At 58.3% G+C, this 10,909-nt stretch carries 9 protein-coding genes, 3 tRNA genes and 1 riboswitch; of the genes, 6 read left to right on the forward strand and 6 right to left on the reverse strand.

All coding sequences use genetic code 11. The features are described from left to right. Positions 1–160: 160 nt before the first annotated feature. The 3 genes from VGK14_RS04155 to VGK14_RS04165 form a co-directional block, all read right to left on the reverse strand. Positions 161–289: a hypothetical protein gene (locus VGK14_RS04155; RefSeq protein ID WP_331507666.1), complete on the reverse strand. Its 129-nt coding sequence runs from the start codon at positions 287–289 to the stop codon at positions 161–163. Positions 290–977: 688 nt separating this feature from the next. Continuing rightward, positions 978–1,688, reverse strand: coding sequence for an NrdJb (locus VGK14_RS04160; RefSeq protein ID WP_331507667.1), 711 nt, complete (start codon positions 1,686–1,688; stop codon positions 978–980). Positions 1,689–1,711: 23 nt separating this feature from the next. Further along, positions 1,712–3,856, reverse strand: coding sequence for an adenosylcobalamin-dependent ribonucleoside-diphosphate reductase (locus VGK14_RS04165; protein WP_331507668.1), 2,145 nt, complete (start codon positions 3,854–3,856; stop codon positions 1,712–1,714). Positions 3,857–4,076: 220 nt separating this feature from the next. Between VGK14_RS04165 and waaA the strand changes: the two genes are divergently transcribed. Continuing rightward, the gene (gene waaA / locus VGK14_RS04170; protein ID WP_331507669.1) at positions 4,077–5,318 is read left to right on the forward strand and encodes a lipid IV(A) 3-deoxy-D-manno-octulosonic acid transferase; all 1,242 of its coding nucleotides are present in this window, start codon (positions 4,077–4,079) and stop codon (positions 5,316–5,318) included. Here waaA and VGK14_RS04175 read toward each other — a convergent pair. Genes VGK14_RS04175 through VGK14_RS04185 form a run of 3 tightly spaced genes read right to left on the reverse strand, consistent with a single transcriptional unit; the run spans position 5,311 to position 7,924 of the window. Next, positions 5,311–5,868, reverse strand: a complete 558-nt coding sequence (locus tag VGK14_RS04175) for a hydrolase (protein ID WP_331507670.1) — start codon at positions 5,866–5,868, stop codon at positions 5,311–5,313. The genes waaA and VGK14_RS04175 overlap by 8 nt on opposite strands. Further along, on the reverse strand, positions 5,865–7,217 hold the full coding sequence (locus tag VGK14_RS04180; RefSeq protein ID WP_331507671.1) for a TolC family outer membrane protein: 1,353 nt from the start codon (positions 7,215–7,217) through the stop codon (positions 5,865–5,867). The genes VGK14_RS04175 and VGK14_RS04180 overlap by 4 nt, the downstream gene beginning before the upstream one ends. A gap of 56 nt (positions 7,218–7,273) precedes the next feature. Next, positions 7,274–7,924: a protein-L-isoaspartate O-methyltransferase gene (locus tag VGK14_RS04185; RefSeq protein WP_331507672.1), complete on the reverse strand. Its 651-nt coding sequence runs from the start codon at positions 7,922–7,924 to the stop codon at positions 7,274–7,276. Between the two features lie 59 nt (positions 7,925–7,983). After that, a riboswitch (TPP riboswitch) is annotated at positions 7,984–8,079 on the forward strand. A 27-nt stretch (positions 8,080–8,106) separates the two neighbouring features. Here VGK14_RS04185 and thiC point away from each other — a divergent pair. The 5 genes from thiC to VGK14_RS04210 all read left to right on the forward strand — a co-directional run. Then, positions 8,107–9,978 carry a phosphomethylpyrimidine synthase ThiC gene (gene thiC, locus VGK14_RS04190; RefSeq protein ID WP_331507676.1) on the forward strand — a complete coding sequence of 624 codons (1,872 nt, stop codon included), beginning with the start codon at positions 8,107–8,109 and terminating at the stop codon, positions 9,976–9,978. A gap of 415 nt (positions 9,979–10,393) precedes the next feature. Then, positions 10,394–10,478, forward strand: a tRNA-Tyr gene (locus VGK14_RS04195). A 57-nt stretch (positions 10,479–10,535) separates the two neighbouring features. Further along, positions 10,536–10,609 (forward strand) — tRNA-Gly (locus tag VGK14_RS04200). Positions 10,610–10,657: 48 nt separating this feature from the next. Beyond that, positions 10,658–10,732 (forward strand) — tRNA-Thr (locus tag VGK14_RS04205). 39 nt (positions 10,733–10,771) lie between these two features. Then, the coding region (locus VGK14_RS04210) for a GTP-binding protein (RefSeq protein WP_304908554.1) at positions 10,772–10,909 on the forward strand (138 nt) is incomplete at its 3' end.

The following is a 10,909-nucleotide window of genomic DNA, read 5'->3' on the forward strand; positions in this document are numbered from 1 at the left end:
ATGTTTGGGAATTTTAGTAGCGCGGGATGTTACCAGTTAACACAGCTTCCTTATATGGACGACGCAACAAAATCCTGAAGGGCGCGTTCCATAAGCGGAAAGTGACGGGATAGAAGGAGAAAAAATAGGGGTCAAGCCCCTATTTTCTTGCTGAAAGCGCTTAATGCGTGGTTTTGTGAGGCTGGATTACTTTCGGCATCGTGATAAACGTCCCAATCGGGGCGGTCGGTTGTTTTTCCTTTTTAGGCTTTTTCGCTTCCTTGTTACCGCGTTGCTGTCCTTTAGCCATGATATATCTCCTCGCAGTGCCGGCATGGAAAAATGCCCAGTCACGCATATGATTCAGTTACAGGTGATTCCCTGCCGTCGGGTCAGTCTAATAGGCCAAACCAACGTAGTTCCATCATAGGCCGATATGATGGGGGTGTGTGGATTTATCTTCAGAGCCTGCAACAAGGATGGCAGTTAACCTCAAAGCCGCCGCCGGCAGCGGAACGTGGCAATATGGACGAATCAGGAAAAATTAAGGTCTATCCCGATAACCGCTTGGTTCTTCCGACAACATGAACCCACGCCAATGCGTGAAATGAGGATGTGGGGTTCCATGGTCCGGTCCGATTTAAAAGCCATCAGCATACATCCGACGAACCAGTGCCTTCAAAGGCAACAAGAGGTGGCCCCACAAAACTGGACAGTGTTTTAAGTGATAGACGGAGAAGCGCACCGTTGATTCCCCCACGGGCGTGTAGAGGATTCCGTGATGTTCTACGTTGTTCTTCACGCGTCGAGCGAGTAGTTCGTGGTGTCTATCCAAGTCTAGTATTGGCTCAGTAGCGGAATTTGAGCATACATAAAAGCCCGCAGAAGCGGGCTTTTAGTTGGTTGCAATTTATGGTGTAAAAACTTGCAGCTTATGCTGTAAAACCTGCAACTTATGGTGTCAAGAACAGCTAGGCTGGCCCTTTGTTCCTCTTACCTCAACCGCACTTACTCTCCCCACAATTCAAGCATGTCAAACACCCATCCATAATAATCGCCGCCTTGGTGTGGCACTTGCCGCAGAGTTGGGCGCCGGGGGGAAAGGCGCTGTTTTCGCTGCCTTCAGTTTCACTGTCTTGGGTCTGGCGTTCAAGGTATTCGGCGCGTTTCTCGGCGATCAGTTTTTTCTGGTGCTCGTCCGGGCCGGGCTTTTTGAGCATGCCGATTTCCTGCAGATGTTGCTCGACCACTTCGCCGATTTCGGCGACCAGGCTGGGGATGTATTTGCCGCCTTTTTTGAAATAGCCGCCGCGCGGGTCGAACACGCTGTGCAGTTCTTCCACCAGGAAGGTGATGTCGCCGCCCTTGCGGAACACGGCGGACATGACGCGGGTGAGCGCGACGATCCACTGGAAGTGTTCCATGTTCTTGGAGTTGATGAATATCTCGAACGGGCGGCGGTGTTCCTGCGGCGTGCCTTCGTTCATGATCACGTCGTTGATGGTGATGTAGAGCGCGTGCTCGGTAACCGGCGTCTTGATTTTGTAGGTGTTGCCCACCAACTTGTCGGGGCGCGACAGCGGCTCGCCCAGTTGCACCACCTCGGCGGATCTGGTGCTGGCCGCTGTGGCCGCATCTTCAGCTTTGGCTTTGTCTTCTTCGGTCACCACGTTGTAGGCGGTGATTTTTTTGTTGATCTTGATGGTCATGTTTTTCTCCTGATACGGAAGTATTAGAACTTGCCGTAGTAGCCTTCCTTCAGCGCGTCGTACAAGTTGGCGGCGGTATGGATTTCGCCGTCGTACTCGATTTCCTCGTTGCCACGGGCTTCGACCACCGTGCCGTCTTCCAGCGTGAACTTATAGGTGGTGCTTTCCAGGTCTTTCTCGGTCACCAGCACGCCCTGGAACGCTTCCGGGTTGAAGCGGAAGGTGGTGCAGCCCTTCAGGCCTTTTTCGTAGGCGTAGAAATAGATGTCCTTGAAATCCTCGTAAGGATAATCGGTCGGTACGTTGATGGTCTTGGAGATCGAGCTGTCGATCCATTTCTGCGCGGCGGCCTGGATGTCGACGTGGGCCTTGGCCGGAATGGTCGAGGAATCGGCGAAATACTCCGGCAGCTTTTCCTCTTCCTTGTCCGAGAACGGCATCGCCTTGGGGTTGATCAGCTCACGATACGCCAGCAGTTCGTAAGACCAGACGTCGACCTTTTCCTTGGACTTCTTGCCTTCGCGGATCACGTTGCGGCTGTAGTGATGTGCGAACGAGGGCTCGATGCCGTTGCTGGCGTTGTTGCCCAGGGACAGCGAAATGGTGCCGGTGGGCGCGATCGAGCTGTGATGGGTGAAGCGCACGCCTTTTTCCGCGATGGCCTTGGTGAGCTTCCTGGGGAACTGCTGCATGTAGCGGCTGTAGAGCCCGAGCAGCACGCGGCCCTTGATCTTGTCGCCGAGCTTGATGCCGTCCTTCAGCATTTCCGGGCGCTTGGCCAGCATGTCGGCGGTGACTTCGAACTCTTCCTCCATGATGGGCGCCGGGCCTTTTTCCTCGGCCAGTTCCAGGCCGATTTCCCAGCCGGTTTCCGCCATCACGCGCGTCACTTCCTCGGTGAACTTGAGCGAGTCGTCCGAGCCGTAGGGCATCTTCAGCATCGTCAGCGTCGAGCCCAGGCCGAGGTAGCCCATGCCGTGGCGGCGCTTGCGCGTGATTTCCTGGCGCTGCTGTTCCAGCGGCAGGCCGTTTACTTCCACCACGTTGTCCAGCATGCGGGTGAAGATCGCGACTACTTCTTTATATTCATTCCAGTCGAAATGGGCGTTTTCGGTAAACGGCTGGCGCACGAAGGTGGTCAGGTTGACCGAACCTAACAAGCAAGCGCCGTACGGCGGCAATGGTTGCTCGCCGCAGGGATTGGTGGCGCGGATGTTCTCGCAGAACCAGTTGTTGTTCATCTCGTTGACGCGGTCGATCAGGATGAAGCCCGGCTCGGCGAAGTCATAGGTGGACGACATGATCACGTCCCACAACCGGCGCGCCTTGATGGTCTTGTAGACGCGGCAGGCCATCTTGCCGTCGGATTCGCGGGTGAGGTACCTGTTCTTTACCGGCCATTCGCGCCACACCACTTGCGTTGTGTCGTCCAGTTTGAGGCCGTCGGCCTGGGCTTCCTTGTCGGTAACCGGGAAAGCCAGCTTCCATTCGGCGTCGGCTTTCACCGCTTCCATGAATTCGGCGGTGATCAGGCAGGACAGGTTGAACTGGCGCAGACGCCCGGCTTCGCGCTTGGCCTTGATGAAATCGGCCACGTCGGGATGTGCGATGTCGAAGGTGGCCATCTGCGCGCCGCGGCGGCCGCCGGCGGAGGACACGGTGAAGCACATCTTGTCGTAGATATCCATGAACGACAGCGGGCCGGAAGTATAGGCGCCGGCGCCGGCGACGAACGCACCCTTGGGACGCAGCGTGGAGAATTCGTAGCCGATGCCGCAGCCGGCTTTCAGCGTCAGCCCGGCTTCATGGACTTTCTCCAGAATGCCGTTCATGCTGTCTTCGATAATGCCGCTGACCGTGCAGTTGATCGTGCTGGTGGCCGGTTTGTGCTCCAGCGCCCCGGCGTTGGAGGTAATGCGGCCGGCCGGGATGGCGCCGCGGCGCAGCGCCCACAGGAATTTTTCATGCCACAGCTGGCGTTTTTCTTCGCTGGTTTCGACATCGGCCAGAGCCCGCGCCACGCGCTGGTAGGTGTCATCGATATCCTGATCGATGACCTCTCCCTGTTTGGACTTGAGACGGTATTTCTTGTCCCAGATGTCGAGCGCTACCGGTTGCATAGGAACCTCTTTATCCAGTTTTTGCGCCTGTTTCACAGCTTTTAGCATGCCGACATTCCTTCCCGTTTGTTTTTATTTATAAAATTTGTAAACACAAGATATTGTGATCAGGTGACACATTAAACCCTTTAGCTTGTGCCTCGTCAAGCCGTTCTCGGCAATTTTTCCGTTGACTTTGGAACTCTAAAATAGGCATGCGGCAGCCGGAGCGTGAGCCCTCGCTCACGGCGCTGGCGACGATATGGGAAAATGATGAGAAAATGCCTGCATGCCGCGATTTCTCTATACCCTTTTGCTCTGGCTGCTGGTGCCGCTGATACCGCTGCGGCTGCTGTGGCGCTCGCTGCGGCAGCCGGAATATTTGCACCATGTCGGCGAGCGTTTCGGCTTTTTCGACGGCGTTGCCGACAAGCCGGTGATCTGGCTGCATTGCGTATCCGTCGGCGAGACGCATGCCGCAGCGCCGCTGGTCGATTTGTTGCGTCAGCGCTATCCCGGCCACAAGGTCCTGCTCACGCATGCCACGCCAACCGGCCGCAAGGCGGGCGAACAATTGTTCGGCGACAGTGTGTTGCGCGCCTATTTACCTTATGACCTGCCGTTCGCGGTCAACAGGTTTCTCGGTCATTTCCGCCCGCGGATCGGGCTGCTGATGGAAACCGAGCTGTGGTTCAACCTGATCCATGCCTGCAAAGCCGGGAAGATGCCGCTGCTGCTGGTCAATGCGCGCATGTCGGCGAGGTCGGCGCGAGGCTATGCCAGGGTGAGCGCGCTGGTCGAAGACTCGCTGACGCAATTGGCGGCGATAGCGGCGCAAACCGCAGCCGATGCCCGGCGCCTGTGCGAACTGGGCGCACCGCAAGCAGTGGTGACCGGCAATCTCAAGTTCGACGTGCTGCCGGCAAAAGCCACCGCCGCTACCCTACAAAGGCTTTGCGGCGTACCGCGCACGATCTTCCTTGCGGCCAGCACGCGCGAAGGCGAAGAGGCATTGGTACTGGATGCGGTGCAGCAGGCCGGGATTCCGGGTTTGTTGACGATCATCGTGCCGCGCCATCCCCAGCGCTTCGACGAGGTCGCGGTGCTGTTGCAAACGTGTGGCGTGCGCTATCGCCGGCGCTCGGAAAACAGCGTGGCAGGCGCCGATGACGCCGTGCTGCTGGGCGACAGCATGGGCGAGATGGCGGCCTATTATGCGGTTTGCGATTTCGCTTTTATCGGCGGCAGCCTGCTGCCCTACGGTGGGCAGAACCTGATCGAAGCCTGCGCGCTGGGCAAGCCGGTGCTGCTCGGCCCACACACGTATAATTTCGATGAGGCGGCCTCAACGGCGATAATGCAAGGGGCGGCGGTGCGGGTGTGGGATGCGGCCGCGCTGGCTGCGGAAATAAAAGAACTGGCGCACGATGCCGCTCTGCGCGAGCGCATGGGTGCGGCCGGTCTGGCGTTTGCCGCGGGCAACCGCGGCGCGGCGCGGCGTACGCTGGCGCTGGTGGAGAAGTTTATCTGATCAGCCTGCTGATCTGCCTGAATGCGTCGCCCTCGGCGACCCGCAGCCACTCGAACACCACGGATTCGGTATTGGTGACGATGATGCCGGCCTGGCGCAGGCGGTGCATCGCATTGGCCTTGCTGGCCGGGTTGCGCGAAAGCACCGCATCCTCCGGTACGAAGACGCATCTGCCCATTTCCTGCAGCTGCAGGGCGGTTTGCAGTATGCAGATGTGAGATTCCATGCCGGCCAGTACCACTTGCGGACGGGTGTCGTCCAGCCGGACGCAGAAATCGCTCTCTTCGCAGCAGGAAAAACTGGTTTTTTCCACCGGCGTCGCAGGCTGAAGCCATTGCGCGAGTTCGGGCAGCGTGGCGCCCAGGCCTTTGGAATATTGTTCGGTGTAGAGCGCAGGTACCGCCAGCAGCTTGGCTGCCTGTAGCAGGATGGTGCAATTTCTGATAGTGATACCCAGCGCCTGTTGCTCCATGGAACTGCACAGCCGTTCCTGCACGTCGACGATGACAAGCTGGCTTTCGACGCGCTGGCAGATCGCGGTGGGGTTCATGATCCTTCCAGCATCGCGGTTGTGGCGACGAGGTCGTTCTCGTTGAGCACGCCGGCTGCGGCCTTGAGCTTGATGACGCTGAGCAGCCAGGTATAGCGCGCCTGCAGCAGGTCGCGCTTGGCGCTGTAGAACTGCTGCTGGGCGTTCAGCACATCCACGCTGGTGCGTACGCCCACTTCATACCCCAGCGAAGTGGAATCGAGCGAGCTCTGGCTGGAGACGAGCGCCTGTTCGTTGGCTTTGACCTGGGCCACCGCGCTGGCCACATCCAGGTACGCCTGCCGTGTTTGCAGGTCTGTGGTGCGCCGCGCCTGCTCCAGGTCGTCCTTGGCTTTCTGCTGGCTGGCTATTGCTTCGCGTTCGCGCGAAGCAATAGCGCCGCCCTGGTAAAGCGGCACTTGAAACTGCAGGCCGATCGTGAAGTTTTTCTGGTCGCTGCCTATGCCATTGGCGCTGCCGTTGGCGCGTGCATCGTTGTATCCGCCTACCGCATCCAGCGTCGGCAGATGGCCGGCATGGGCACGTTCGATTTCCTGGCTGGCCAGTTGCAGCTGGAACTGCTGGATTTTCAACTGGTAACTTTGCTGTTCGGCAATTTCAACCCATTGTTCCATATCCTGCGGTTCGGGGATCTTGACCGGCAATTGTTCCTTCGCCGCAACCAGGCGGTGAGGCACCTGGCCGATGATGGACTGAATCGTGCGCCGGCGCGCTTCATAGTCATTGCGTGCCGTGATTTCCTGCGCGATCAGCAAATCATAGCGGGCCTGGGCTTCATGCACATCGGTGATAGTGGATGTGCCGACCTCGAAATTGGCCTTGGCCTGCTCCAGCTGTTGGGTGATCGCCGCTTTTTGCGCGCCGATCAGGTCTATCCTGACCTGCGCCAGCAGTACGTCGAAATAGGCTTGCGAAGTGCGCGTCATCAGGTCGAGGCGGGCGATGTTGAGCTGCTCGTCGGCCTGCGCTACCTGGGTTTTGGATTCTTCGTACTGAATGCTGTTTTGCTTGCGGTACAGCGGATGGCTCACGTTGACGCTATAGCCATAGGTTTCGAACGATTCTCCTCCGCCGCCGAAGCGAAACGCCGAGCTGCCGCCGCTGCCGCGAAATTGCAGGTCGGTATTGGAGTGGTTGGCATTGGCGTTGATGGTAACGGTAGGCAGGGTCAGCGCCTTGCCCTGAATCAGTTTTTCCTGGGCGGCAACATTGGCGCTGCGGGCCGCGGCCCAAGCCGAGTCGTTGGCTTGAGCTTGCCGATAGATGTCCATCAGGTTTTGCCGGCTGTCATCGGCAAGTGCATTGCCGCCGATAAAAAAAGCTAAAGAAAATAGAGCAAGCCTCTGCATTAGCAAATCCTGATAAGCGATGGCCGGAGCATACAATTGACCGGCCGCTTGGTCAATCAGAAGCTGAAGCGCTCAGGCTCGAGTGCATTCCGCAGCACAGGAATGCAGGTCTCGAACAAGGTTGTGCGCCGATAGACGCCCGGCGCCACGCAGTTGATCAATACGGCTTCCATTGCCGGGGCTTCGCCTACCACGGCCAGCAGGCGCCCGCCCGGATTGAGTTGGCGCTGAAAGCTTTCCGGCAGTAGAGGAGTGGATCCGGTCAGCACGATGACATCGTAAGTGGCGTTGCCCCAGCCGCGCGCGCCATCGCCGACTTCCAGCGCGGCGTTGGCGATACCGTGCGCAGCCAGCTTTTGCGCGGCGTCCCGGCTGAGATGCGAAACGATTTCCACGCTGTCGACGCGCCCGGCGAGCTTGGCCAGCAAGGCCGTCATATAGCCGCTGCCGGTGCCGATTTCCAGTACGCTGTCGGCCTTTTTGAGATCCAACGCCTGCAGCATGCGTGCTTCTAGCTTGGGCGACAGCATCGTCTGACCATGGCCGAGCGGGATTTCCAGATCGGCAAACGCCAGGCCCTTATAGCCGCCCGGCACAAAATCCTCGCGCGGGACCTGCTGCAGCAGGTCGAGGACGGTCGGGTCCAGCACTTCCCAGGTGCGGATTTGCTGTTCAATCATATTGAAGCGAGCTTGTTCGATATTCATATGGGCATGTCCAAGTGTTTTTCAATCTTGCAATTATTCCATATTTCAAGTACTTTGGCAGGCATTGCTGGGGGTCTGCGGTAGTGCCGCAGTGAGAAATACCCTTTGAACCTGATGCGGGTCATGCCGCCGTAGGGAAGCAGCAGATGCTGCTCCTTAACTTCCTCCTGGGAGCACCACAGATGAATGCCAACCCCAAATTCCTCAACATTGCCGCCGAACTCGACCCGGAGGCAGTGAAGTCGTTTCCGAAATCGCGCAAGGTCTACGTTACCGGCAGCCGTGACGATGTTAAAGTCCCGTTCCGCGAAATCAGCCTGTCCGATACGCCCTCCGCTTTCGGTGCGGAAAAAAATCCGCCGGTGGTGGTTTACGATACCTCCGGTGCGTATACCGATCCCGCTGCCAGCATCGATATCCGCAATGGCCTGCCCGACTTGCGCGCGCCGTGGATTGCCGAGCGCAACGATACCGAGCAACTGGCCGGCCCCACCTCGAAGTACGGCCATCAGCGTAAGACCGACCCGCAACTGGCGGAGCTGCGCTTCAACCTGAACCGCCCGCCGCGCCGCGCCAAGGCGGGCCGTAACGTGAGCCAGATGCACTATGCCCGCCAAGGCATCGTCACGCCGGAGATGGAGTTCATCGCGATTCGCGAAAACCAGCGCCGCGAAGGGTTGAGCGAGCTGATTCTCAAGCAGCACTCCGGACAGAACTTCGGCGCATCGATTCCGCAGGTGATCACGCCCGAATTCGTGCGCGACGAAGTGGCGCGCGGCCGTGCGATTATCCCCGCCAACATCAATCACCCGGAACTGGAGCCGATGATCATCGGCCGCAATTTTCTGGTGAAGATAAATGCCAATATCGGTAACTCGGCGCTGGCGTCCTCCATTTCCGAGGAGGTGGAGAAGATGGTGTGGTCGATCCGCTGGGGCGGCGACACGGTGATGGATCTTTCCACCGGCAAGAACATCCACGAAACGCGCGAATGGATCATCCGCAACAGCCCGGTGCCGATCGGCACCGTGCCAATTTACCAGGCGCTGGAAAAGGTTGACGGCAAGGCCGAGGAGCTGACCTGGGAAATCTTCCGCGATACGCTGATCGAGCAGGCCGAACAGGGCGTGGACTACTTCACCATCCACGCCGGCGTGCGCCTCGCGCACATCCCGATGACCGCCAGGCGCATGACCGGCATCGTCTCGCGCGGCGGCTCCATCATGGCCAAGTGGTGTCTGGCGCATCACAGGGAATCGTTCCTCTACGAGCATTTTGAGGATATCTGCGAGATCATGAAAGCCTATGACGTCAGCTTCTCGCTCGGCGACGGTCTGCGCCCGGGTTCGATCTATGACGCCAACGATGAGGCACAATTTGCCGAACTGAAAACGCTGGGAGAACTGACCAAGATCGCCTGGAAGCATGACGTGCAGACAATGATCGAGGGACCCGGCCATGTGCCGATGCATATGATCAAGGAGAACATGGAGTTGCAGCTCGAGCACTGCGACGAAGCGCCGTTCTACACCCTGGGGCCGCTGACCACCGACATCGCCCCCGGCTACGACCACATCACCTCCGGCATCGGCGCCGCGATGATAGGCTGGTATGGCTGCGCGATGCTGTGCTATGTGACGCCGAAAGAGCATTTGGGCCTGCCGGACAAGGAAGATGTGCGGGTGGGCATCATCACCTACAAGATCGCCGCCCATGCCGCCGACTTGGGCAAGGGCCATCCCGGCGCGCAAATCCGCGACAATGCCTTGTCCAAGGCGCGTTTCGAATTCCGCTGGGAAGATCAGTTCAATCTTGGTCTGGACCCGGACAAGGCCAAGGAATTCCACGACGAGACCCTGCCGCAGGAAGGTGCCAAGCTCGCCCACTTCTGCTCGATGTGCGGCCCCCATTTCTGCTCGATGAAAATCACCCAGGATGTGCGCGACTATGCTGCCAGCCAGGGCGTTTCGGAGCAGGAAGCGCTGAACAAGGGCATGCAGGAAAAAGCGGTCGAGTTCGTCAAGCAGGGCGCCGAGGTTTACCAAAAGGCGTGAGCGAAGTTGTCTGCCGTGAAGGGTGCGGCGCCTGCTGCATCGCACCTTCGATCACTTCGCCATTGCCGGGCATGCCGTTTGGCAAGCCGGCGGGCGTGCGATGTCTCCAGCTGACCGAAGATAATCGTTGTGCCGTATTTGGCCGCACCGAGCGGCCCGCTTTTTGTGGCGGACTGCGGCCATCGCCGGGAATGTGCGGTGAATCGCAAGAGCATGCTTTGAGCTGGCTGGATCGGCTGGAGCAATGCACATTGCCGGATTAGGGGGAAACGTAAGCGCTGCAAGGAGCGGGCAGGTTTTTCCGCTCGTCAAAATCCTTAAAACGGCTGATTCAGGGCCTTGCGGCGTGAGTTTAAATTCAAGGAGGGTTTGACAAGAGATGAAAAGTTCAACATAATTGTCGGTTGTTTCGGCAGGAGGGGTTCCCGAGCGGTCAAAGGGATCAGACTGTAAATCTGACGGCTCTGCCTTCGAAGGTTCGAATCCTTCCCCCTCCACCAGAATGAATTTATTGGAGCCAAGTGAAGGCGTTCGTAACTGGTTACCGGTTGCGGTTTGCGGGTGTAGCTCAATGGTAGAGCAGAAGCCTTCCAAGCTTATGACGAGGGTTCGATTCCCTTCACCCGCTCCAGTTGTAGTTTGCGGTTTTCCGGGGTATTGGTATACCGGAAAACATAGCGCCCATGTGGCTCAGTGGTAGAGCACTCCCTTGGTAAGGGAGAGGTCGCGAGTCCGATTCTCGCCATGGGCACCATTTTTATTTGACATATCGCGATAGTGAGAGGGGTTGATCATGGCAAAAGGCAAGTTTGAGCGGACCAAGCCGCACGTCAACGTAGGCACGATTGGTCACGTAGACCATGGCAAGACCACATTGACGGCGGCGATCACCACCATCCTGTCGAAGAAATTCGGCGGCGAAGCCAAGGCC

It is taken from the genome of Novimethylophilus sp. (assembly GCF_036504375.1).
GTDB lineage: Bacteria > Pseudomonadota > Gammaproteobacteria > Burkholderiales > Methylophilaceae > Novimethylophilus.

Coding starts and splice junctions, on each gene's coding strand:
- VGK14_RS04155 (WP_331507666.1), bottom strand. CDS start 289: ATGGCTAAAGGACAGCAACGCGGTAACAAGGAAGCGAAAAAGCCTAAA.
- VGK14_RS04185 (WP_331507672.1), bottom strand. CDS start 7,924: ATGAATATCGAACAAGCTCGCTTCAATATGATTGAACAGCAAATCCGC.
- VGK14_RS04175 (WP_331507670.1), bottom strand. CDS start 5,868: ATGAACCCCACCGCGATCTGCCAGCGCGTCGAAAGCCAGCTTGTCATC.
- VGK14_RS04160 (WP_331507667.1), bottom strand. CDS start 1,688: ATGACCATCAAGATCAACAAAAAAATCACCGCCTACAACGTGGTGACC.
- VGK14_RS04180 (WP_331507671.1), bottom strand. CDS start 7,217: ATGCAGAGGCTTGCTCTATTTTCTTTAGCTTTTTTTATCGGCGGCAAT.
- VGK14_RS04165 (WP_331507668.1), bottom strand. CDS start 3,856: ATGCTAAAAGCTGTGAAACAGGCGCAAAAACTGGATAAAGAGGTTCCT.
- thiC (WP_331507676.1), top strand. CDS start 8,107: ATGAATGCCAACCCCAAATTCCTCAACATTGCCGCCGAACTCGACCCG.
- waaA (WP_331507669.1), top strand. CDS start 4,077: ATGCCGCGATTTCTCTATACCCTTTTGCTCTGGCTGCTGGTGCCGCTG.